Source organism: Bradyrhizobium sp. 2S1 (assembly GCF_011516625.5).
GTDB classification, from domain to species: Bacteria; Pseudomonadota; Alphaproteobacteria; order Rhizobiales; family Xanthobacteraceae; genus Bradyrhizobium; species Bradyrhizobium septentrionale.
The window spans coordinates 2968488-2992241 of record NZ_CP147717.1 but is presented as its reverse complement, the minus strand read 5'-3'; the positions used below and the strand labels follow the sequence as shown (position 1 = coordinate 2992241).

The following is a 23754-nucleotide window of genomic DNA, read 5'->3' as shown; positions in this document are numbered from 1 at the left end:
CGCTTTACACCACGCTCGCCAGCCTCTCAGGCGCACTCTGACGAATAAGACGGGTTAGTACCTGGGAACAGCGTACTAAGCAGGGAATACTACCCACTCGCGAGCAACTGAAAGCCATTCTGCTCGCAAACGCGGGCCAACAATTTCCGGATTGGCTGCTCGGAGTAGTCATCATAGGGATTGAGGGCCGGCTCAAGGGCACTCGCGGGCGACGGAAGGAGAACGCGCTCTTGAAAAGCCGATGGACGCTCGCCGTGGCAAAATATGAATATTTGCTGCCATGGCTCCAACGGCGGGAAGAACGCTGCGGACTCCAGGGTTGGAGCGTGTTGCGCGGGAAGCATTGGTGGACGGGCCCCCCGCATGAACGAGCGGCCCGCATCGTTATTGCTCAGCTCAATCTGAGCATAGACTGGCGCGCGTTTCTCAATCGAATCTCTTCAGATAAATCTGCCGATTTGTTGTGAATGTTGGGTGCTAATCGCTCCGCTAGACCTCCTTGATCCAGGCACAGGAGGTTTTCATGCTGGAGCATGTTCAAAAACAACGACTTTCCATCGATTATTTTCCGACACATCAATTAAATCCCCGCTCAAACAATCCTCGGACCCACTCAAAGAAACAGATCGCGCAGATCGCTAACGCGATACGCCGCTTCGGCTTCACGAATCCGATTCTCGTCGACGATAACGGTGGCGTTATCGCGGGGCACGGACGGCTTGAGGCCGCCAAGCAGATCGGGCTGTCTGAGGTCCCGACCGTCCGTTTGTCCCAAATGAGCGAGGCGGAAATTCGCGCCTACGTGATCGCAGACAATAAGCTTGCCGAGAACGCCGGGTGGGACCGCAAATTGCTCGCGCTCGAATTCCGCTATTTGAGCGATCTCGATATTGACCTTGATCTCACCCTTACGGGATTCGAACTGCCCGACATCGACATTCTCATCGGGGAGCTTTCGTCCGCATCCATCGACGACGGCGCCGATACAATTATTGAGCCGTCGGGCCCAGCTGTCACCCGTCCCGGCGACATCTGGCAAATCGGCGCGCACCGCCTGATTTGCGGCGATTCGACCAAGCGCGAGACCTATCAGGCGCTCCTGCGTGGCGAGAGTGCCCAGATGGTCTTTACTGATCCCCCTTACAACGTCCCGATTCTCGGACATGTCGGCGGGCTCGGGAAAGTGCAGCACCGCGAGTTTGCAATGGCCTCCGGAGAAATGTCCGAGGCCGAGTTCACGGCCTTCCTGAACACGGTGTTTGTCCACTTGGCCGCGTTCGCCACCGATGGCGCGATTCATTTCATTTGCATGGACTGGCGCCATCTTCGAGAGGTCTCGGCAGCTGCTGCGACCGCCTATACGGAGCTAAAGAACCTCTGCGTCTGGGCCAAGAATAATGGCGGGATGGGATCGCTCTACCGCTCTCAGCACGAGCTGATTTTCGTCTTCAAATCGGGGACATCATCTCATATTAACAACGTGGAGCTCGGCAAACATGGCCGCTACCGCACGAACGTCTGGAGCTACGCGGGCGTCAACAGCTTTGGCGGCGACCGTTCTGACCTCGAGCTGCACCCGACTATTAAGCCGGTTTCGCTCGTTGCCGATGCGATTAGGGACTGTTCACATCGAAAAGGCATTATTTTAGATGCTTTTGTGGGCTCCGGGACAACTCTACTTGCTGCCGAGCAGACCGGCCGGCAGGGCTATGGTATCGAGATCGACCCGCTCTATTGCGACGTTACCTTGCAACGTTTGCAGCTTACCCACGGTCTTCAGGCAACCCTAGAAGGGACCGGCGAGAACTTTGCCGAGGTCTCTGAAGCGCGAGGGAGGCAATCGCGCCAAGAGTGACTTGGTGTAACTCGCGACCGTAAGAAGTCTTCAGATTGTCCGATCTGATAGCCAGCCGAGCAGACCAAGATCGATGACCGCCTTCGCGACACGCTCGGCCGACCAGATGTGCACGTTACGCGCACTCGTCGTGATCGGCGAGGTCGCGGTGTGATAGACATAAAAGAGGCGGTCAAATCGCCCTTCCCGGATGAAGCGATCGAGATAGTCATCGAATTCGGCCTGGCGCGAACGGGATTTTACCTGGACCCAAGCCGTTTCTTCGGTCACGGGCTGCGTCAAAAGCAGATCAACATCGGCCTGCTCGCCTCCGAGCAGACTGGTGCGCTGCCACCCACCACGCGCAAAGATCAGGTCAACCAGCGTTTCGAAATCTCGCCAGTCGAGACGTTCAATCAATCTCAGCGCCACCTTGCGGCTCTCCGAGAGTATGCGCTCGGCCTCCTGTCGAAGCGGGTCGGCCTCGGCGCGGATCCGGCGCAGCAGGTAGTCGGCGCGCCGGATCGAGCAGATCGTCATCTGATAGTTGCCGGTGCTGGTCAGCGCCGAGCTCAGCGTTCGGACGCTAAGCGGCAGGCCATGAAGATCCGTATTTCGCCACCCTGCACGTGTGCGACGATAGCGGGCAGGGTCCGATTCTTCAGCGCTATCGACCGGCAGCACACCGTCCTCGGCAAACGCCCACCAAACGTGCCCGTCCGCAAAGGTTACCCACATCGTGTCAGCAGGAAGGTCATAAAAGTCCTTTAGTTCCCGCAAGCCTTGACTGATCCCTGCTGCGCTTCGTCCCATCGCCTGCAGTTGGCTTCGCACTATTTCCCAGTCACCTCGCGCACAGGCTTCATGGTCAATCTGTCGGTAGCCGAAGGGTATCGTCCCCTCTTTGATGGCTTGGGCTGCCCATTTGCCTTTTTCGCCGAGCTTGATGTACCGGACGTCACCAACATCGAGCCCCGTGTCAGTCTCTGTCGCAGGCGCACGCGATAGCGGCGCTTCCTGTTGCACCGCGACACACGCCGGACCGCAGTCGCTCTGTTCATTCATTGCTCGTCTCTCTAAAGCCATGAATGCAATTGGCTTGCGGGCGCGCTGAAGTCGAGAGCGCAGCGAAAGGCTCGCACATCACAGTTAAGAATTATCCTGTTTTGGGATTATCCTAACATCGGATCATCTTCCCGCGGTCATGGCTAGGCGCGGGCGCATTCTCGAAAAATCGGTTCATTCTGAGCCGCAAATCGCGTTTCGCGAACTTATGACCAACGCCCGCAAGAACGCTGGCCTGACCCAATCCCAACTTGCCAAACGACTTTCCAAGCCTCAGTCGTTTGTTGCCAAGTTCGAGGGCGGAGAACGGCGAATCGACGTCATCGAATTCATCACGATTTGCCGCATGATGTCGGTCGATCCGCTCGCAATCCTTAGGAAGCTTGCGAAATCAATGTGACTTGCGCGGCTGGCTCTGTAGGAGACTTCGGGTTGGTTCGCCCAGGTTCGTAATCTCCGTTCAATCGCTATCGACTATAGACGGGAGGAACAGTGCGGTTGACGGTCATTTTCTGTCCGTTCGAGCCGAACTCAACAGGTTCGCGTCGTCGGTCTTGCGGGTCTCGTGAGCCGCTTGCCGTCGACGTGCTTCGACCCAGCCGACTGGGGGAAGTAACCCGCTGGATCGTTCAGCGGCGAAACCAACGGCGCAATTCAACCGACCTTCGAGCATTTCCGAGTTTTGCACGCTCGAAGCATGCCGACGCCCCTAAGAATGTCTGCTTTGTTGGGGTATACCGGAAGAGATCGGCCGACGGTCAAAACACCACCCAAACCGGTCATTCAAAAGCGGCACGCCCTAGACAGGGCGTCTCATCAGGGGAATTATGCGGCGGCAGACGAATGCTAGGGTTGCGAGATTTGCCGAGGAATTGCCCCACAGGGCTACCGCTTAAGGCCAAATGAGATCTCCACTGCCGATCCTAGCGAGCGCTGCCCGCGCCTTTGGCATTTTGATAGGCTGACCCGATTGAAGGTAAAACGGGGGGCACCGGATGCGGACCCCGATGTCGTCAGTTCCAGAGTGGCTGGCCACGCTCGGCCTTTCCGAGTACATGGACCGGTTTGCCGAAAATGACGTCGACATCTCCGTCCTGCACCTTTTGACCGATCAGGATCTGAAGGAGCTTGGAGTTTCGCTTGGCCATCGCCGGAAAATGCTGGCGGCGATTGCCGAGCTCGCGGGTGCGGCCCGCGCTGCCTCTCGGTCCGCGGGGCTGCCGGAAACTAAGCGGCGGGACGAAGCTGAGCGGCGCCAGCTCTCCGTGATGTTCTGTGACCTCGTGGGATCGACCAGCCTGTCCACGCGGCTCGATCCCGAAGACCTGCGTGCGGTGATCGGCGCGTATCATCGCTGCTGCACGGAGCTGATCGAGCAGAAAGGAGGTTTTGTCGCCAAGTACATGGGGGACGGCGTGCTCGCCTATTTCGGTTATCCCCTAGCTTGTCATTCGGCCTGCAATATTGACCCCCTAAGCCGGGGGATCGGCGTCCAAAATTGACCCCCTACAGATTGATCTGTTGCGCTGCCTGCTTTGGAACGAAGCAGGTGGTGGGGGATGCTGATCGTGGAGACAATTGCCCGGATCCGGCGCGAGCACTTCATCAAGGGCAAGACGATCAAGGAGATCGCCCGTGACCTGAAGGTGTCGCGGAACACGGTCCGGAAGGTGCTGAGGTCGGGAGAGACCTCCTTCGAGTACGAGCGGCAGGTGCAGCCGCGGCCAAAGCTGGGACGATGGGCAGTAGAGCTTGACGGATTGCTGGCGGCGAACGCGGCCAAATCGGCTCGTGAACAGCTGACGTTGATCCGGATCTTCGAAGAGCTGCGCGGCCGCGGCTACGACGGCGGTTACGATGCCGTGCGGCGTTACGCCAGGCGGTGGAGCAAAGAACGCGGGCAATCGACCGCGGCGGCTTATGTCCCGCTGAGCTTTGCCCCAGGCGAAGCCTACCAGTTCGACTGGAGCCACGAGGTGGTCTTGCTGAGCGGGACCACGGTGATGGTGAAGGCCGCCCATGTCCGGCTCTGTCACAGCCGCATGCTGTTCGTGCGGGCCTATCCGCGGGAGACGCAGGAGATGGTGTTCGACGCCCACGACCGGGCGTTCGCTCTGTTCAAAGGCACCTGCACCCGCGGCATCTACGACAACATGAAGACCGCCGTAGAGACGATCTTCGTCGGTAAAGGGCGTCTCTACAATCGCCGCTTCCTGCAGATGTGCAGCCACTATCTGGTCGATCCGGTCGCCTGCACGCCGGCGTCGGGCTGGGAGAAGGGGCAGGTCGAGAACCAGGTCGGGCTGGTCCGGGAGCGCTTCTTCACGCCGCGGCTGCGGTTCAAAAACCTCGACGAGTTAAACGCCTGGCTGCTCGACAAATGCATCGCCTACGCCAAGGCTCATCGCCACCCGGAGCTGGTCGATCAGACGATCTGGGAAGTGTTCGAAGCCGAGCGTCCCAAGCTCGTTCCCTATGCCGGCCGCTTCGACGGCTTCCATGCGGTGACGGCATCGGTCTCGAAGACCTGCCTGGTGCGCTTCGACAACAACAAGTACTCGGTCGCAGCCAGCGCAGTCGGACGGCCGGTCGAAGTCCAGGCTTATGCCGACCGCATCGTGATCCGTCAGGATGGACGCATCGTTGCCGAGCACCCGCGATCCTTTGGCCGCGGCGAGACGACCTATGATCCCTGGCACTATGTGCCGGTGCTGGCTCGCAAACCCGGTGCCTTGCGCAACGGCGCTCCCTTCAAAGACTGGGTGCTGCCGGCCGCGATCGAGCGGATCCGGCGCAAGCTTGCCAGCACCGACGATGGCAATCGGCAGATGGTCGACATCCTCACCGCGGTGCTGACTGACGGTCTGTCCGCGGTGGAAGCGGCCTGTGCCGAAGCGCTCGGTCATGGCGTCCATTCCGCCGATGTCGTGCTCAACATCCTGGCCCGTCAACGTGAACCCGCCCCACCGGCCAACATCATGACGCCGGCCGCACTGACGCTCCGTCATGCACCGATCGCCGATTGTGCCCGCTACGACAACCTCCGGAGGACCATCTGATGGAACGAACCCAAATCTTCGACCTCATGGGCGAGCTCAAGCTCTACGGCATGAAGGCTGCCTTCGACGAGATCATGGCAACTGCCGTCAAGCGCCAGCACGAACCTCAGCGCATTGTCGGCGACCTGCTTAACGCCGAGATCAACGAGAAGCAGGCCCGCTCGATCAAATACCAGCTGACCATTGCCAAGCTGCCGCTTGCCAAGGACATCGCCGACTTCCAGTTCGACGGCACGCCGATCAATCAGACTCTCGTCAATGATCTCGCCAGCGGCGGCTTCATCGCCCAGCAACGCAATGTCGTGCTGGTTGGCGGCACCGGCACAGGCAAGACCCACCTGGCCATTGCCATCGCCAGAAGCTGCATCCGATCCGGTGCCCGCGGCCGCTTCTTCAACGTAGTCGACCTCGTCAATCGCCTCGAGACCGAGACCCGCAACGGACGGCAAGGACGGCTCGCCGAGCATCTGACCCGGATGGACTTCATCGTGCTGGATGAACTCGGCTATTTGCCCTTCGCCCAGTCCGGTGGCCAGCTCCTCTTCCACCTCGTCAGCCGGCTCTATGAGCGCGCCTCCGTCATCGTGACGACCAATCTCGCCTTCGGCGAATGGCCGAGCGTGTTCGGCGACGCCAAAATGACCACAGCGCTGCTCGACCGATTGACCCATCACTGCGACATTGTCGAGACCGGCAACGATAGCTGGCGGTTCAAGAGCCGAGACGACGATCACGCCACCCGCGCTCGTCTCGCCTCCGCTATCCCGGCCAGCTCCGACGAGACGAGCGCTACCAGCAAAGCCCGCCGCACGAAGGGGTCAAAATTGGACGCCGATGAGGGGCGCATTGCCTCATCGAAAATGTTACCGAACAATTCCGCTGATGACTGGGGCGGCGTTACCGAATCAGGTCGGTGGCGCCAATGGCGAGCGGGATCAGCATGGGCGCAAGGCGCGAGGTGTTGGCCGTGGTGGCGAGGCGCTACCGTGCGGCTGGACGAGTTGAGAAGGGACGGATCCTTGACGAGTTGACAGCAACGACGGGTTGGCACCGCAAGCACGCGGTGCGAGCACTGTCGGTTGCCGGAAGGGACAGGCCCAGACCACCACTGGACGAAGGGGCAACGAGCCCAACCGAACCAGCGACAAGTCGGCGACGCAAATACGCCAGCGTGCGCGACGCGCTGATCGCGCTGTGGGAAGCCTCCGATCGCGTCTGCGGTAAGCGCCTCGTATCGATGATCCCAGTGCTGTTGCCCGCACTCGAGCGGCATGGCCGGCTGAAGCCAACGAGCGCAGAGCGTGCGCTGCTGACAACTCTGAGCGCGGCGACGATCGATCGGATGTTGATCGACGTTAAAATTGCGGCTGCTGGGGGGCGCCGGCGGCGAGTCGGATTCTACTCGGCGATTCGACGCGAGGTGCCGATCCGCACTTTCAATGACTGGGCAAACCCGCCGCCAGGCTTTTGCGAGATCGACATGGTCGCGCACGGTGGGACCAGCGTCGCCGGCTCGTTTATCCAGACTTTGACCATGGTGGACATCGCAACAGGATGGACGGAATGCCTGCCCCTGGTGACACGCGATGGCAGCCTCGTCGTGGAAGCGATGACGCGAGCACAGGGCCTGTTCCCGTGGGTGATCTGTGGCGCCGACTTCGATAACGACAGCGCGTTCATGAACGACGTCGTCGTTCCATGGTGCCGAGCACAGAAGATCGAGGTAACGCGGTCACGTGCCTACAAAAAGAACGATCAGGCTTTCGTGGAGCAGAAGAACGGTGCGGTGGTCCGGCGGCTCGTCGGATACGGGCGCTTCGACGGGGTCGAGACGGCCCGCGTGATGGCACGTCTCTACGCGGCGGCGCGCCTGCTGGTGAACTTCTTCCAGCCGTCATTCAAGCTCAAAGAGAAGCGCCGCGAGGGTGCCAAGATCATCAAACGCTATCATCCGCCTGCCACACCATACGAACGTGCACTGGGGCACCCGAAACTCCCATCAGCGGTCAAGCGCCGTCTGCGCCAGACGTATCGGACTCTCGATCCCATACAATTGCTTGCCACGATCCGCACGGCGCAGGAAGAGCTCGGCGAACGGATCGGCAAGCGCGGTCTTGCGAAGGTTCCCACCGTATCGCCGGCTGATCCGCTCTCGTTTGCCCGATCGCTCGGCACGGCGGCAAACACCGCCGAAGTGCGGGCCACGCACCGCCGGCCGAAACGGCGATACAAAAAGCGTATTCGCATGCCCTCGAAGCTCGATCCCCATCTCGCGATCATCGAGAACTGGCTCGCCGTCGAGCCACAGCTCACTGCACTGGCCATCGTGGGCAGGCTCGCCACGATCGATCCTTCGATGTTCAGCGACAAGCAGCATTCGATCGTTCAGCGCCTGCTTCGGTCCCTCCGGCGGAAGGTGGCGGAGACAGCCATCGTATCCATGCCCGTGGATGAAATACGGCCCGAGGCTGTGGACGGCGCTGCGTGTGATGAGCACTCCGCCCCGCCCACAGCCTCTCCACCGAGCTGGCCGCGGCTCGAGACCGGTCTGGGGCAGTTCGTAGACCTTCATCCCGGGTAACATTACTTCCTGAGGCAATACGAGGGGTCAAATTTGCAGGCCGATTGACACCTAGCTTATGAACATGACGCCGAACGCGCTGTACAAGCTGCACTTGCACTGGTCAAAGCCGTGCCCAACCTCGACACGGCAGCCGGCGTGCCGCTGCAGGTCAGGATCGGGATTGCGACCGGGTTGGTCGTGGTAGGCGACCTCGTCGGTAAGGGTGCCGCGCAGGAGCAGGCGGTCGTGGGAGAAACTCCGAATCTGGCGGCTCGGTTCCAGACCCTGGCTGAGCCCGGCACGGTGGTTATCTCGTCAACAACACGCCGGCTGACGGGGGGCCTCTTCGAGTATCGCGATCTCGGCACCGTCGCGCTCAAGGGTTTCGGCGAAAAGGTGCCGGCCTGGCAGGTGCTTGGTGCGGGGGCCGCAGAGAGTCGCTTCGAGGCGCTGCGCGCAACTGGCACTCCTCTCGTCGGCCGCGCGGAGGAGATCGAACTCCTCATGTGCCGCTGGGAACAGGCAAAAGGGGGCGGCGGATGCGTGGTGCTGTTGTCCGGCGAACCGGGCCTAGGCAAATCGCGTATCGCTCAGACGATGGTTGAACGGCTGGCTAGCGAGCCGCACACGCGGCTACGGTACTTTTGCTCTCCTCATCACCAGGACAGCCCGCTTTATCCCAGCATCGCGCAACTGAAGCGCGCTGCTGGTTTTCGGCGGGACGACAACGACGAAGAGCGTCTTGCCAAGCTCGAGGCGGTGCTGGTCCGGGCAACCGATGACCTCGGCGAGGCCTTGTCACTGCTGGCGGACCTGCTGGCCATACCGACCGGCGGCCGCTATCGGCCACTCAACCTGACGCCCCAAAAGCGCAAGGAGGAAACGATCCGCGCGCAGTTGGCGCAAGTCGAGGGACTGTCGGCGCGACAGCCGGTGCTCATGCTCTTCGAGGATGTCCATTGGAGCGATCCTACCACGCGAGAGGCGCTCGAAATGCTCATCGATCGGATACGCGGCTTGCGTGTTCTGTTGATCATCACGCTCCGGCCCGAGTTCACGCCGCCATGGATAAGCCTCTCCCACGTTACTTTGATCAGCTTGAGCCGAATGCCGCCCGACCAATGCGCCGAGATAATAGCGCATCTGACGGGAGGCACGACACTGCCGAAGGAAATCGCAGACCAGATTGTGGATCGTACGGATGGCGTTCCGCTGTTCGTCGAGGAGTTGACCAAGAACATCATGGAGAGCGGACTGGTGATGCAAGCTGGAGGCGCCTACCAGGCGGCCGGCCATGCGAGGCCGCTCGCCATTCCGACGACATTGCAAGGTTCGCTGCTCGCTCGGCTCGATCGGTTGGCGCCGACGAGGGAATTGGCGCAGATCGGTGCGGCGCTCGGCCGGCAGTTTTCGCACGAACTGATCAGTGCGGTGGCACAGATGCCGCAGCATCAATTGGATGATGCCCTGGTCCAGCTTGAGAACGCCGAGCTTATCTACCGCCGCGGCGTCCCGCCGGATTCGGAATACATCTTCAAGCATGCGCTGCTACAGGACGCTGCGTACGGCATGATGCTGAGATCCCGACGCCAGCAGTTGCATGGCCGCATCGCCGCGGTTCTCGAGGGTGAATTTCCGGAGGCGGCAAGGACGCAGCCCGAGATCCTCGCCCATCACTGTGCAGAAGCGGGTTTGGTGGAGAAGGCGATCGATTACTACCTTGCGGCATCCAAGCGCGCGACGGCGGCCTCAAATAACACGGAGGCGAGCCGACAGGTCGCAAGGGCGCGTACGCTACTCGACACGCTGCCAGCTTCAGCCCGACGAGCAACCGAGCTGCGCTGGAAAATCGAGGTCGGAGGCTGGTGGTGGTCGGTTTGACGAGGTGATCGTGCGGGATTTGCGTTGAACAGAGGGAGGAAGAGATGATCCGTGACTTCCAGGGTAAAGCAGCGTTCGTAACCGGCTCCGCCAGCGGCATCGGCCTCGCCATTGCCCGCGTTTTAGCGGCGGCCAACATGAGGGTGATGCTAGCCGACATCGAAGAGAACGCACTGTATGCGGCGCTGGAGGACCTGAAAGCTTCCGGCGCCGATGTGCGCGCCGTCGTTTGCGACGTTTCCGATCGCGCTTCCGTGCAGCGCGCGGCAGAGCACACGTTCGCTGCGTTCGGGAAGGTTCACCTCCTCTGCAATAATGCCGGTGTCGGCGTCGGAGGGCAGTTCGAGGCGATCGCCCCGGACGACTGGGAGTGGGTAATTGGGGTGAACCTTATGGGCGTCGTCTACGGTATCCAGGCTTTCCTGCCGCACATCAAAGCGCATGGTGAGGATGCTCACATCGTCAATACAGCTTCGCTTGCCGGGATCGTTTGTCCGCCCGGCACGGCTCCATACAACGCGTCGAAATTTGGGGCCGTGGCTCTCTCCGAGACATTGGCGGCCGAACTGGCGGGAACCCCGATCGGGGTCAGCGTGCTGTGTACGTCATTTGTCCGTACGCAGATCGCTACCAGTTCGCGCAATCGCCCCGCACGATTCGGCGGTCCGGCGAACCAAGCCAACGAGCAATTGGAAGCACTCGTGCAGGGCGGATTTGAGCCTGAAACGGTCGCGCGCCGCGTCATCGCGGCCGTGCGTGATGACGATCTGCATATCTTCACGCACGCGGACCCGGCATATCGCGCGGCAGTCGAGGAGCGCTTTGGCAAGATCCTTGCTGCCTTCGACAAGGCTGTGAATGCACAATAGCAGTTCGGCATGCCTTGCCGGTGCCCCTCACCACAAGAAGGGTCACCGGCCGCCTATCGTGTTTGGCTTCCTGCAGGCAGCAGGTTACTGCGGCGTCCAGTTGACGTTCCACGTGTGCGCCTTGATGCGCAAATCGGAGGCTTCCCTCTCTGCGACGAGCAGGAAGTTTCCGCTGATGTCCATTGTCTTGTCATCGGGAAGGTTGATATTCCCGGTCCAAGTCCCTTGCTCCCAAACAACGTTTCCGTCGGTCGAGCAGTGCCCCTGCTGGATCTCCAGATGGTTCCAGATTTTTGTCGCGACTACGGCCCATTCTTCAATCCCTTTGCGTCCGATCACACTCGGCTGTCCAGCCGGCACCAGAACGGCGTCGTCGGAGAACAATGCCGCCCAACGATGGGCGTCATGACCGTTGACCAGTTCGACGCATCTGGAATTCAGCTCTGCAAATGCTTGCGAAATATTCATGGTCGCCTCCTGAAATGGTGCGATGAGATTTGCGCTGCTTTGCGCCACGTCCGGCGACGATCTCAACGCACTCTGAGCCGCACGTGGCGAAACCGTCCTTTCGGAGCAGTCCGGCTTCAGGCGCCGCCGCGGTGAATCTTGTCGTAGAGCAGATAGAAACGAAACGTCGGTTCAGCCTTCGCCTTGCAGTACAGCTTCCTCTGAAGACTCCGATGCTATCTGGTTTGTCAGGCACATCGACAATCACCGATCCTCCTCTCCGTCAGAAGCGCGCCAGAAGTCGGGGTCCTTCCCTCCGCCGGCAACCCGGTTTCGACGGTACCGCGTCCCTGTCCGACTCCCGCTACGGACCGCCGCCAATTGCGACGTTGAAGGCGCGACCTCCGCCCCCTGCGGGCCTTCCCAATTCCCCGAATCACCATTCCGGCGTGCCGTGCCCACCCCGGCAGATCGAGACAGCTGCTCGTGCCGGTTGCTTCCTGTCCCACGCTGCCTTCCCCGAATCTCAGGCGGGTTGGCATCTGCAATTTCACTTTCGATATCTGCTCAGGCTTTCCTCACGTTACGGCCCAATGGATGCTCAACCGCCCTCGGCGGCCTTTGCTCAGACAAGCCGCTTGCCAGCTACCAGATCAAACCTACTGTCTGCGTGGCACCTTCCTCCATTGGTGATCCGCGCCGTTGGGCACACTGAGAATTGCGAGTTACCCGAGTCCTTGCAGCACCAGCTGGTTCAACCTCGCCGCGAACGCAGCCGGGTCTTCCGGCAACTCGCTGTCGAGGATCTGCGCCTGCTCGAGCAGTAGCAGGCTGAGGTCGTCGACGACCTCTGAGCTAGCCTGGGCCCTGGTGATCGCCGTCTCCAGCGGATGGCGCAGGTTGATCTCGAGGATCGGCTTGGTCCGCATGCCGCGGTTCTGCTGCGACAGGATGCGCTCGAGCTCGCGGCTCGGCCCCTGGCTGTCGGCAACGAGGCAGGAGGCCGAGCTGGTGAGGCGCGTCGAGGCCTTGACGTCGCTAACGCGCTCGCCGAGCGCGGCCTTGATCACGGCGATGGTGGCGGCTTCGTCGGCGGCCGGCTCGTCCTTTTTCGCCTCGTCCGCCTCGTCGACACGCGGGATCAGGTCGAGATTGAGATCGCCCTGGCTCAGCGACTTCAGCGGCTTGCCCTCGAACTCCGAGGGCATCGAGGTCCAGAAGGCGTCGACGGGATCGGACAGCAGCAGCACCTCGATGCCGCGCGCGGTCGCAGCTTCCAGCCGCGGATTGGACTTCAGCCGCTCGATGCTGTCGCCGACGAGATAATAGATCTCGGTCTGGTTCGGCTTGAAATCGGCGATGACCTGCTTCAGCGACCGCTTCTCGCCCGACGTGGTGGTGAAGCGCGACAACGCGAGCAGCTTTTCGCGACGCTCGAAATCCTCATAGATGCCTTCCTTCAGCACCGCGCCGAAGGCGTCCCAGATCTTGGCAAAGTTCTCCGGATCCTTCTCGGCGAGGCTTTCGAGCTCGGACACGACACGCGTCGCCACGGCTTTGCCGATCTGCGCGAGCTGCGGATTGTTCTGGAGCATCTCGCGGGAGATGTTGAGCGGGAGATCCTCGCTGTCGACCACGCCGCGGATGAAGCGGAGGTAACCCGGCAGCAGATCGGCATCATCGGTGATGAAGACGCGGCGGACGTAAAGCTTCACCCGGCCCTTCCGGTTCGGCTCGAACAGGTCGAACGGTTTCGTCGACGGCGCGAACAGCAGCACGGCGTAGGAATAGCGGCCCTCGGCGCGGTAGTGCAGCGTCATCGCGGGATCGTCGAAGGCGGAGGTGATCTGCTGATAGGCCTTCTTGTAGTCCTCCGCCGTCAGCTCGGATTTCGAGCGCTGCCACAGCGCGCTCGCCGAATTGATCTGGCGCGGTTCGCCCTCACCGGGCACGAGCTCAATGGGAAACAGGATGTTGTCGGAATAGGCACCGACGATGCGCTCGATCTCGTAGGTCTCGAGATATTTCTTCGCGTCGTCCTTCAGGTGCAGGACGATCTCGGTGCCGCGCACCACACGTGCCGCGTCCTCGTCGCTGGCCCGGGCAATCTCGAATCCGGAGCCGCCGGACGAGGTCCAGGTCCAGACATCGCTCTCGCCGGCGCGGCGGCTGATCACGACGATCTTGTCGGCGACCATGAAGGCGGAATAAAAGCCGACGCCGAACTGGCCGATCAGGCCGAGGCCGTCCTTGGCCTCCTTCAGCTTCGACACGAACGCCTTGGTGCCGGAGCGGGCGATGGTGCCGAGATGGTCGATCAGCTCCTGCCGCTCCATGCCAATGCCGTTGTCGGCAATGACAAGCGTTCCGGCCGTCTTGTTCGGGATGATGCGGATCTTGAGCGCCTCGCCCTCGCCCAGCAGTGCCGGACTTGCGATCGCCTCATAGCGCAGCTTGTCGCAGGCATCAGAGGCGTTGGACACGAGCTCGCGCAGAAAGATGTCGGTCTCCGAATAGACGGAGTGCACCATCAGGTGCAGAAGCTCGGAAACCTCGGCCTGGAAAGGCTGCGTGGGCGCTGTCGTATCTGTGCTCGTCATGCGTTCACCCGGTCAATCGAAGAGGAGGAAACCCGGATATAGCGCTAGGATCCGGAGGATCAAGTGGATGTGATGGGGTAGCCCCACCTTCCGAGACCCACCGCCAGGCTCAGGACTCATTGATAGAGATAGAGGCGACGGCTGCTGCGATGCAGATTGCCGAGAAGAAGGTGTGAGCAGCATCGGTCGTAGCGTGTGGCGAAGCGGCGCCAATTCTTTGAGTTTGGCGACCGGTTTTCGATTCTGTAACAGGAACGATTGAGGCCTTTATCGTAGGCGAACGGCTAGGCGAGTCTGCATCGCGCCGCCTCCGGCGGCATGAAAGATGGGATGGTTGCCGTCCATCCCTGACGGCATCGCAATGTGCCAAAAGGGTGATTCACAGCCACAGACGTCGGATCGCGGGAAGAAGGCGCGGATATTGGACGAGTTTGTCGATATCGCCGGATTCCATCGCAAGCATGCGATGCGGCTTCTTCGAGGTTAGGAAGACGCACGCCCGGGGCCGGCGGGCGCGACGCCGGGTCTAATGAGGCAGAACACCAACGCGCTCGTGCTCCTTTGGGAGGCGTCAGACCGGATCTGCGGGAAGCGGCTGAAGGCGTTAATGCCTGCGCTGATTGAGGCGATGGAACGGCACAGGCACCTCGGCCTTGCCCCCGAGATCCGCGACAAACTTTTGGCAATGAGCGCTGCCGACGGCACGCGTCGCACTCGTTACGTCGCAGTATTCCAATTCGGACGTCGGCAGGTTGGAACGATCCGGCGACGGGGTTGTCGCGCGCGGCAGCTTCATCCAGACCCTCGTGCTCACCGATATTGCTACCGCCTGGACGGAGTGCGCTCCTCTGATCGCGCGCGAACAAACGCTGTTGAGCGCGGTGTTGACGGAATTGCGCAAACAACTGCCCTTTGCGCTGGTCGGCCTCGATACAGACAATGACATCGTGTTCATGAATGCGAGGCTGAACTCTACCGATCAGCGCGGCTATTCGTTAACTTCTAAAGCAAAATGCCTCCTGAACTCCATCTCGCCAGTCTTGGGGTGAGTTCATGCGATTGTGCGGTCGGTGTTGACCGGCGGCCCGATAAGCTGCATTTCTCATCTGCCGTTCAAAAACTACCTCGCTACGGCGCTTTCGTTCGCGCTGGCCCTCAAAGCATCGTGAGGCCGTGGATGCATCCACCAAGTGTTAAAATACTCGATGCGACCACTTCGCTCTCTCCCGTGGCGATGATCTTCGAGGAGCAGCTGTCCAACGCGGACAGATCGGACAGCGAGTTACTGCTGTCGGCAGACGAGAAAGATCGTGCGGGTCGTTTCATCTTCGAGCACGATCGCGCGCGCTTCGTCGCGGCCCGCGCGTTCCTGCGTCGGGTTCTCGGCCAAGTCGTTGGCGAGCATCCTGCTGCCCTGATCTTCGCCTATGGCGCGCATGGGCGGCCCCGGCTGTCGGCATGCGCTCCGCGCCCAGATTTCAATCTGTCTCACGCGGGTGACGTGGCATTGCTGGCAGTCTGTTGGGCATCTCCAATCGGCATCGACGTGGAAGCGATCGCACCTGCGATGGACACCGGAACGCTCGCCGGCCAAGTTATGCATCCGAACGAACTCGCCGCGTTCGAGCGTCTGGCCGAACATCGGCGCACATCCGCTTTTTTTCGGCTGTGGACCCGGAAGGAGGCGGCCCTGAAGGCGCAGGGAAGCGGACTGTTTCGCGATCCGCGGTCACTTGACGTCGGCCTTGGCCAGCCCGGTGACACAACTGTCGTTTTTCTCGACGGCGCGCCTTGCGCGATCCACGACGTTCCGGCGCCGCCCGATCATGTCGCCGCAATCTGCGCCCCCTGGGGAGTGCCCTGCTGGAGTACAGCCTCGTTTTAGGTGAAGCCCTGCCGGGTGACGGTGACCGACTGCCTCGGCGACGTGCTCGCCCGGCAGGTCTGGTGCCAGCGAACTCTGCAGTGAGGGCCGGCACGATGAGGCCGCCGCCCTGCGACGGGCCCTGGAGCCGACGTCGTCCCGTCCTCAAAGGTCAAGCTGGCCCGCGCAGCGCGCCATCTCAGCCACGCAGCGCGCGTGCCGGCTCGGCCGTCTCGGGACCGGCTGGGCGAATGTCCGCGGCGCCAACAATGTCGGGCGCAATCTTCTTTAAGATCTCATACCAGAACGGAGCACCCCACAACGTCGAGGCTGCCACAACCAGCCATTCGAAAATCGCCACGCCATATGGGAATTTTCCTCCAGTTGCACTACCTCCAATCGGAACTGGCTGTAGGTCGAGCACGGCGGCCAATCCGAATCCGACGGCAAAAGTAAGAATCCTGATCCGCGACCTGTATTTCGCGGTGGTAAGGACCTGGCTGAGTGAAAACCAGTTTCCCATCTCCGTGATCATTCCGAGCAAGACGTTGGTAATCTGCTGCGCTGGCGATCCCGGGGTGGCTTTCGCTTCATTGTAATGTCGCAGCAGCATACTGTTGGCCAAATCAAAAAGCCGGGCACTGAGGTGGAGGCTAGCGAGCGTGAGTGTCAAAGAAGCTTTCGCCTCCGATTTGAAATGATCAAGGGTCGGCGCCGGATCGGCTAATTCTTTGCGCGCGACGCTCTCAAATCCCAACACTTCAATCATCGCTTGCCCAAACACTGCGGGCTTGACGCTCATCGGCAAGGCGCTCAAATCGGACAAGTCCGCTTCCGATCGTAGCTGTTCCGGCTCTACCGGGAAGAGAAGCTTGCGGTGCGTCGCCGTGACGGCCGCAAGCGGACGATCGGGACCCGGGCGCCGATGACGGTGCCGATGGCGCCGAACGACCGCTGGTCGCTCGACTTCGTATCGGATCAGCTCACCGATGGTCGCCGCTTCCGTACCCTCACCGTGGTCGACGACTGCACCCGCGAGTGCCTGGCGCTGGTGGCCGACACCTCGCTCTCGGGCACCCGGGTGGCGCGGGAGCTGGACCGGCTGATGATTGAGCGCGGCAAGCCGAAGATGGTGGTCAGCGACAACGGCAGCGAGCTCACCGGCAACGCCATCCTGACACGGGCTGATCAGAGCCGCGTGGCATGGCACTACATCGCGCCGGGCAAGCCCATGCAGAATGCCTTCATCGAAAGCTTCAACGGCCGGCTGCGCGATGAACTGTTGAACGAGACGCTGTTCACGTCGTTGGCCCAGGCCCGCGTCGCGCTCGGATGCTGGCGGGTCGATTACAACCGCGCATCAGAACACCCATTTGTCTATATTGTTGAAGAGAAGAGACTTTGGTGATTGGGATGCGATCCTGCGGGGTATCTTGGATTCTGCCGCGCTCGCTCGGCGATGGATCTGGCGGCTTCGGCAGCCGCATCTCGCTGTGAGCGCCGCCCGCCCAATGCACGACGAGAACGATCTCGGACGCTTCGTCATCGATATCGGCAACGACCTCGTGGATCAGCGTACGGACGATGCGCTTCTTCAGCCGCGCATCGGTGGTGGGCCCTGACCAGACTGACTTGAGGTTCGAAGCCAGAACGCTGAGCAGCGCTGGATCGACCGCTGTCGGTGCGAACGCCGCGTCATGCGCGGCAATCTTGCTCTCCACCTCCGCGACGCGGGCAAGCGAGCGATTCCAGCGCGCCTCAAGCTCTGCGGTAACCAGGCGGTTTGCCGGATCCGCCGTGTCATATTGCCGGAAGGCGCGATCGGCGGCGTAACGGGCCGCTTCGAGATCACGGCCGAGCGCTTCGCGAACTTGATCCCCTGATGTGTGGCCTGGGCTGCGGCGGCCGTAGCCGCCGCGACAGCGCCGGGGCCGACAACGCCGAGCAGTGCCTCTTCGATCGCATCATCGACGCGCAAGCCACCGAACGCGATGCAGCGCGATTCGCCGTTGTCCATCCAACCGCGCGAGCAGCTGTAACGGGGGATGTGATTGTTCATACCGCTGTAGCGCAGCGTCAGCTTGCGGCCACAACGCCGGCAGCGGATGAGCCCAGCGAGCAGCGCCTCGCCATGCTTGGGTGCGCCATGATGTCGGCTCGTGGGCACGTTACTGGAGACCATTGTACGGATCGCTTCGAACCTCTCCCAATTCACATAGCCTTCGTGGGCGTCGGGCTTGAGGGCGAGCCACTCCGCGCGCGACTTCCGGCGGATCTTCATGCCTGCGCCATGGACGCCGTACCCCGTCGCTACAGCTGTTCTACCATAGGCGTAGGCTCCGCCGTAGACCGGGTTCTCGACCATCCTGTGGAGAGTCGCGTAGCTGGGCCGCCGCCAGACTGTGTCGCCGTTCGGCTGCTTCACCGGTAGGTCGAGGCCGTGCTCATGGAACCACAGTAGCGCCTGCCGCGCGGTCCCGAGTTCCTCGATCTTGTCGAAGACGAGCGTAATGGCCTCCTGCACACGTCGGTCCGGATCCCTCTCGTAGCGATCACCGACCTTCACAAAACCGACCGGCGTCGACACAACCAGTTCGCCGCGGCGCGCCTTCTCGTAGCGTGCCGAGAGCGAGCGTTGTCGCAAAAGGTCCAGCTCATACTCGTTGAGGCTTCCCTTCAGCCCCAGAAGCAGTCGGTCGAGGCCGTGCCGCGGAGCATAGACAGCTTCCTGGTCAACCAGCATCGTGTCGAAGACGCGACACATCTCGATCAGCTGTTGCCAATCCCGGCTATTGCCGGCGAAGCGCGAGACCTCCCGCGCACAGACTGCGCCGACCTTGCCGAGGCAGACTTCGGCCACCATCCGCTCGAAGCCCGCGCGTTGGATGCTGCCGGCAGCGGAACGTCCAAGATCATCGTCGATCACCTCGATCTCGGACCACCCCAGCGCCGTCAATCGGTCGCGCATCGCGTATTGCAACGCGCCGCTCTCACGATTGTGCAGAACCTGATGAGCGGAGGACTGGCGCACATAGAGGATCGCCTTGCGCTCAAGGTGGTGAGGGCGGACCTTGTCACTGATCATGACCGTCATCCCTCTTCGCGAGCGTTGCGCTTACCCGCGCATGGTCCAGCACCAACTGCGTCATCAAGTTCACCAGCGCATCCTGCGCCTCCTTCGGCAGCTCCCGCCATTCCGGCACCCCGACGGCGCCGCGGGCGATGCGACCCGCGAACAGGTCCATCTGATGCATGCCGAACCGCCGGTTGCGTCGAACCGGGTTCGCCGATATCGCCGTCCTTCTTGCCATAAGCCTCTCCCCGATTCTGGTCGTGAGAAGCTCCGCGTGCGCCGAAAAGCGGATCATTCAATGATGATGCTGTGCTCTTGACCGCTGAATCGAGAAGCGCCGACAACGCGTTGAGCGCTTCCAGGCTGACAAAGGGCTCTGCCGTTAGGCTGCCACCGCGAGCACATGCCGCGCGGTCGAACATCCACGATGGGATCTCCAGAGACCGGAGCGTCTCCGATCCATCCAGCGTACAGCGGAAAACAACGCCGTCCGCCTTGTCGATCACGGCATGGACGAAAACTTCGCGACCTGCCCAAGGGTGAAGCCGGTACAGAACCTCACGGCAAACGGTCCCGTGGGCGTTCTCAAGCCTCGTTGTAATCGACCCGCCAGCATCCGAGCGCGACACGGGCCTGGGCCAACGACATGAACAGCGTCTCGTTCAACAGTTCATCGCGCAGCCGGCCGTTGAAGCTTTCAATGAAGGCATTCTGCATGGGCTTGCCCGGCGCGATGTAGTGCCATGCCACGCGGCTCTGATCAGCCCATGTCAGGATGGCGTTGCCGGTGAGCTCGCTGCCGTTGTCGCTGACCACCATCTTCGGCTTGCCGCGCTCAATCATCAGCCGGTCCAGCTCCCGCGCCACCCGGGTGCCCGAGAGCGAGGTGTCGGCCACCAGCGCCAGGCACTCGCGGGTGCAGTCGTCGACCACGGTGAGGATACGGAAGCGGCGACCATCGGTGAGCTGATCCGATACGAAGTCGAGCGACCAGCGGTCGTTCGGCGCCATCGGCACCGTCATCGGCGCCCGGGTCCCGATCGTCCGCTTGCGGCCGTCACGGCGACGCACCGCAAGCTTCTCTTCCCGGTAGAGCCGGAACAGCTTCTTGTGGTTGATCACATAGCCCTCCCGCTTGAGCAGAACGTGGAGGCGCCGATAGCCAAAGCGGCGGCGCTCGTGGGCGATCGCCCTCATGCGTTGGCGAAGACCGGCATCGTCCGCCCGGGTCGTCTGGTATCTCATGGTCATGCGACAGCAGCCGATGGCTTTACACGCCCGCCGTTCGCTCATCCCGAAGGCGTCTCGGAGATGGGCGACAGCTTTCCGCTTGGCCGCGGGCGTCACCATTTCTTTCCCACGAGGTCCTTCAAGGCTGCGTTGTCCAGCATGGCGTCGGCCAGCAACCGTTTCAGCCGCGTGTTCTCATCCTCCAGCGTCTTCAGCCGCTTGGCCTCCGAAACCTCCAGCCCGCCGAACTTGGCCTTCCATTTGTAGATGCTGGCGTCGCTGACGCCATGCTTGCGGCACAGATCGGCGACCGACACGCCGGCCTCATGCTCCTTCAAGATCCCGATGATCTGCTCTTCCGAAAAGCGGCTGCGCTTCATGCTCTGGTCCTTGTCGTGGGCCAGAACGAACTTCAAACTGGATTAAACCCGCGGGGCAAGGTCACTTCCGCCGAATAATGCCGGCGGGTCTGCCGTCGAATATCCTTTAGAACTTGTTCTGCCGGCGCTTTGCCCGGTCCGGATTTCTGTTTCATCTTCGCTCCTGGTGGCTACGATGAACCAGAAATCCTCCCTCCGCAGGTCACGGACCGCGGCTTCGACATCCTGTCGCAACTTCGACAAAAAATGTCAGAGACGCTTCGTCTCGAGTGCGCGTAACCCAGCCAAGGCGCACAGCATCAACGAGGAGGACATTTCCATGACGACCAAACTAGACGATCGATCGTAAGGACCGTATGTCCGCCTCTGCCGATGAGTGGTTCGCCCTACACTGCGCGTCCGAGGGTTGCTCGGACGGACCGAGCCGATCCTCAAGCACAGGGGGACGAGCCACCTCATCGGCAGAGGCGGACATACGGTCTTACGATCGATTCCAAGAAGCCTGCGCTGGAACTGATTGAGTATTGGCGGATTCCTCGATTGCGGTTGGCGCAACGAGGGCGACCGCCCTCCGTGACCCGGTGGGCGCTCAGCAATGGGCGTCCCTACCGCAACAGCAAATCCCGAGTTATTAGGTGTTGGCATGCGTTTTGCTGAGAGCGAGAAAACGCATAAATTACACCTGCGTTTTGGACGCCCATTGTTGGGAAATTCACAATAGGAGGCATAAATGGCTACCTCGGAAAAGACGATCGACCTCAATAAAATCCCAGTCGACTGGATCACGATCGATCTGAAGGGAGAAATAATCATAAAAGACAAAAAATTCGCAGAACATGTGAAAGAAACTATTGGCGAAGTAAAAACTATTGGCGATCCACTCAGGCTGCTCACTAACGCCTTCTGCTAAAAGCGCTTTAATTCAATAGAAGGCTTGCAAGCGCAAGCCTTCTATTATTCTCAACTATGAGATTCGTATCGGAAAACGACAATGAGCAGTTTTTCCGTCACACTTCTGCTTACAGAGAAATGCAATTTACGTTGTGACTATTGTTACGAACGCTACGAGTACAAAGGCTCCGACGAGTGCCAAGCAGATCTGATAAAAAAATTCTTCGGGGTGCTGTCGCATAAATACGACAGCGTAGATGTTTCGTTTTTCGGCGGGGAACCCATGCTCGCCTTCCACCGCATGAGAGAAATAATAGCGCACAATTCAGAGTTGAATTGCGCCTTTTCTTATTCGCTCACGTCGAACGGAACAATGTTGACGCTCACGAAACTACAGGAGCTGCTCGATGAGAATCTCGTCCAATTCCAGATTACTCTGGATGGATGGAAAGACTCTCACGACAAGGCTAGACACACGAAAATCGGCGACGGGACCTTCAACCTCATATATGAAAACCTCCTCTCCTATCGAAAAGCGGTCGGAAACTTTACGGGCGCAATTCGTGTCAATGCTTCGCCGACCAATGCGGACGATATAGGCCGGTTGGCGGAAAACATCGGGAAGGATTTCGGAGACGACCCTCGGTTCAAGACTTTCATCAGACCTGTCGGCAAGTGGGGCGGGACGAATGATGATGATCTTGCCGTGCTCGATCGTAAAACATACCGCGAGATCGAGGAATCCTTCTATCGAGTCGTTCGGGACACGATGCATTGGAGGATCGACACGGAGTTATGTTACGCGGCCATGCCCAATCACCTGCTGGTTTATCCAGACGGCCGCCTGGGGAAATGCACTGTCGGTCTTCACGACGCGCTCAATGATATCGGCCGTATTCGAGAAGACGGCGGAATACTGGTCGATTCGGAGAAGTTCTCATTTTGGTCGCGCGGGTTGATGACCGGAAATGAAGAGCAGAAAGCATGTCCCTATTGGGCGCCGGGCGAGGCTCCGTCGAGTTGATATGCTGTCCGATCGGCTATCGGCCGCTCGAGGAGAGGGTGGAAGAGCGCGGCGTCGACGTCGATCGGGGGCGGTCGAATACGCGCCCTCGAATTTTCGAACAATATCGTCGAACAGAAAATGTCGGTCGATTCTATCTTTGGAGGTATGATCATGACGACCATCGACGTCCCTCAAAACGTGCCGAAAAGCGTATCTTTGCCACAGGGAGCCAAAATCAGCGTGCTTGCGGCTTCGGCAAATATAACAATTTATTCACAACCGACAAACGAGCTGACGGTAAGCTGGCGGTTGCGGCCCGGAGACGCCAGCTTCGTGACAGTCGAAATCCAGACGAACGGGGATGCTGTGATCAACTGCAGCATACAAAATCGGCGGCCGTCGACAATCATCGACCTGCAACTGGACGTTCCCGCCAACTCGCCGTTGACGATCAAGACGAGCGGCGGTTTGATCTCCTTGGATAAGGCCGATGCGACCGTCGATGCACAGACCAGCGGTGGTACAATCGAGATCGGCGAGGGAGCCGCCGACCTGACGCTTCACACGAGTGGCGGACAAATTACCGTAGGTTCGGCCGGTAGAGTCGGCAGAGTCGGCGGTCGAATAAACGCAAACTCCTCTGGAGGGAATATCGATTTGTATTCTGTTTCAGGAAGTATACCCAATGCCCGAACGTCAGGCGGAGATATCACGGTGGAACTCCTCGACCCGCAGCCCGTCGCGACGCTCCAGACAAGCGGCGGCAACATATCGGTTCAAGTGCCGGATTCGGCGAGCTTCCAGTTGCATGCGTGCACTTCAGGAGGGAACGTGCATATAGATAGCGTATTATATCCAGGCGGTTATGACCAACAAGGGTCTTATGATGTCTCGATCCATGGCGCAGCCGGAGGAAAAATTTCAGCGGTCACTTCAGGAGGCAATATAACCATCCGATGAGCCTTCGAGAAACTGAATCGCGGCGGCGTCGC

16 protein-coding genes and 6 pseudogenes are annotated in these 23754 nt (G+C 60.5%); 15 read left to right on the top strand and 7 right to left on the bottom strand.

Annotated elements, in window-relative coordinates; genetic code table 11:
- Positions 1-523 precede the first annotated feature (523 nt).
- A complete protein-coding gene (locus HAP54_RS14120; protein WP_166300799.1) occupies positions 524-1855 on the top strand; it encodes a site-specific DNA-methyltransferase in 1332 nt (443 codons plus the stop codon).
- Between the two features lie 30 nt (positions 1856-1885).
- Here the strand turns inward: HAP54_RS14120 and HAP54_RS14115 are convergent, their stop codons facing one another.
- A complete protein-coding gene (locus HAP54_RS14115; protein ID WP_175619420.1) occupies positions 1886-2899 on the bottom strand; it encodes a restriction endonuclease in 1014 nt (337 codons plus the stop codon).
- Between the two features lie 139 nt (positions 2900-3038).
- Between HAP54_RS14115 and HAP54_RS14110 the strand changes: the two genes are divergently transcribed.
- The 8 genes and pseudogenes from HAP54_RS14110 to HAP54_RS14075 all read left to right on the top strand — a co-directional run bounded on the left by HAP54_RS14110 (position 3039) and on the right by HAP54_RS14075 (position 11271).
- Complete coding sequence (locus tag HAP54_RS14110; protein WP_166300327.1) at positions 3039-3299, top strand: helix-turn-helix domain-containing protein; 261 nt, start codon at positions 3039-3041, stop codon at positions 3297-3299.
- Between the two features lie 607 nt (positions 3300-3906).
- On the top strand, positions 3907-4401 hold the full coding sequence (locus HAP54_RS14105; protein ID WP_166300797.1) for an adenylate/guanylate cyclase domain-containing protein: 495 nt from the start codon (positions 3907-3909) through the stop codon (positions 4399-4401).
- Between the two features lie 57 nt (positions 4402-4458).
- Positions 4459-5949: pseudogene (gene istA, locus HAP54_RS14100) on the top strand (IS21 family transposase); the annotation flags it as partial.
- An 8-nt stretch (positions 5950-5957) separates the two neighbouring features.
- Positions 5958-6800: pseudogene (istB, locus tag HAP54_RS14095) on the top strand (IS21-like element helper ATPase IstB); the annotation flags it as partial.
- Between the two features lie 329 nt (positions 6801-7129).
- Positions 7130-8539, top strand: coding sequence for an integrase catalytic domain-containing protein (locus HAP54_RS14090; RefSeq protein WP_166293515.1), 1410 nt, complete (start codon positions 7130-7132; stop codon positions 8537-8539).
- 72 nt (positions 8540-8611) lie between these two features.
- Positions 8612-8905 (top strand): annotated as a pseudogene (locus HAP54_RS14085) (adenylate/guanylate cyclase domain-containing protein); the annotation flags it as partial.
- Positions 8906-8917: 12 nt separating this feature from the next.
- Positions 8918-10402 (top strand): AAA family ATPase, encoded by a 1485-nt coding sequence (locus tag HAP54_RS14080; protein WP_339156876.1) that lies wholly within the window; start codon positions 8918-8920, stop codon positions 10400-10402.
- A gap of 44 nt (positions 10403-10446) precedes the next feature.
- Positions 10447-11271, top strand: a complete 825-nt coding sequence (locus HAP54_RS14075) for an SDR family NAD(P)-dependent oxidoreductase (protein WP_166300794.1) — start codon at positions 10447-10449, stop codon at positions 11269-11271.
- Positions 11272-11355: 84 nt separating this feature from the next.
- Here the strand turns inward: HAP54_RS14075 and HAP54_RS14070 are convergent, their stop codons facing one another.
- Both HAP54_RS14070 and htpG read right to left on the bottom strand, forming a co-directional pair.
- On the bottom strand, positions 11356-11739 hold the full coding sequence (locus HAP54_RS14070; protein WP_166300790.1) for a YybH family protein: 384 nt from the start codon (positions 11737-11739) through the stop codon (positions 11356-11358).
- 704 nt (positions 11740-12443) lie between these two features.
- A complete protein-coding gene (gene htpG / locus HAP54_RS14065) occupies positions 12444-14318 on the bottom strand; it encodes a molecular chaperone HtpG (RefSeq protein ID WP_166300787.1) in 1875 nt (624 codons plus the stop codon).
- Between the two features lie 325 nt (positions 14319-14643).
- On the opposite strand from htpG, the pseudogene HAP54_RS14060 reads away from it, so the two are divergent.
- Both HAP54_RS14060 and HAP54_RS14055 read left to right on the top strand, forming a co-directional pair.
- Positions 14644-15292 (top strand): annotated as a pseudogene (locus tag HAP54_RS14060) (ISNCY family transposase); the annotation flags it as partial.
- A gap of 260 nt (positions 15293-15552) precedes the next feature.
- The gene (locus HAP54_RS14055) at positions 15553-16203 is read left to right on the top strand and encodes a 4'-phosphopantetheinyl transferase family protein (protein ID WP_224741934.1); all 651 of its coding nucleotides are present in this window, start codon (positions 15553-15555) and stop codon (positions 16201-16203) included.
- A 178-nt stretch (positions 16204-16381) separates the two neighbouring features.
- Here HAP54_RS14055 and HAP54_RS14050 read toward each other — a convergent pair whose 3' ends face one another.
- Positions 16382-17008 carry a hypothetical protein gene (locus HAP54_RS14050; protein ID WP_166300781.1) on the bottom strand — a complete coding sequence of 209 codons (627 nt, stop codon included), beginning with the start codon at positions 17006-17008 and terminating at the stop codon, positions 16382-16384.
- 18 nt (positions 17009-17026) lie between these two features.
- On the opposite strand from HAP54_RS14050, the pseudogene HAP54_RS14045 reads away from it, so the two are divergent.
- Positions 17027-17590: pseudogene (locus HAP54_RS14045) on the top strand (integrase core domain-containing protein); the annotation flags it as partial.
- A gap of 186 nt (positions 17591-17776) precedes the next feature.
- On the opposite strand, the gene HAP54_RS14040 reads toward HAP54_RS14045, so the two are convergent.
- The 3 genes and pseudogenes from HAP54_RS14040 to HAP54_RS14030 form a co-directional block, all read right to left on the bottom strand.
- Positions 17777-19267 carry a recombinase family protein gene (locus HAP54_RS14040; RefSeq protein ID WP_224741269.1) on the bottom strand — a complete coding sequence of 497 codons (1491 nt, stop codon included), beginning with the start codon at positions 19265-19267 and terminating at the stop codon, positions 17777-17779.
- Positions 19257-19493: a hypothetical protein gene (locus tag HAP54_RS14035; protein WP_166300778.1), complete on the bottom strand. Its 237-nt coding sequence runs from the start codon at positions 19491-19493 to the stop codon at positions 19257-19259. The genes HAP54_RS14040 and HAP54_RS14035 overlap by 11 nt, the downstream gene beginning before the upstream one ends.
- 356 nt (positions 19494-19849) lie before the next feature.
- Positions 19850-20865: pseudogene (locus tag HAP54_RS14030) on the bottom strand (IS3 family transposase); the annotation flags it as partial.
- Between the two features lie 730 nt (positions 20866-21595).
- On the opposite strand from HAP54_RS14030, the gene HAP54_RS14025 reads away from it, so the two are divergent.
- From HAP54_RS14025 to HAP54_RS14015, 3 genes are all read left to right on the top strand, one after another.
- Positions 21596-21775 (top strand): hypothetical protein, encoded by a 180-nt coding sequence (locus HAP54_RS14025; protein ID WP_166300775.1) that lies wholly within the window; start codon positions 21596-21598, stop codon positions 21773-21775.
- Between the two features lie 81 nt (positions 21776-21856).
- Entirely contained in the window at positions 21857-22780 is a 924-nt protein-coding gene (locus HAP54_RS14020; RefSeq protein WP_166300772.1) for a radical SAM protein, read from the top strand.
- 153 nt (positions 22781-22933) lie between these two features.
- Positions 22934-23722, top strand: coding sequence for a DUF4097 family beta strand repeat-containing protein (locus HAP54_RS14015; protein WP_166300769.1), 789 nt, complete (start codon positions 22934-22936; stop codon positions 23720-23722).
- The last annotated feature ends 32 nt before the right edge of the window (positions 23723-23754 follow it).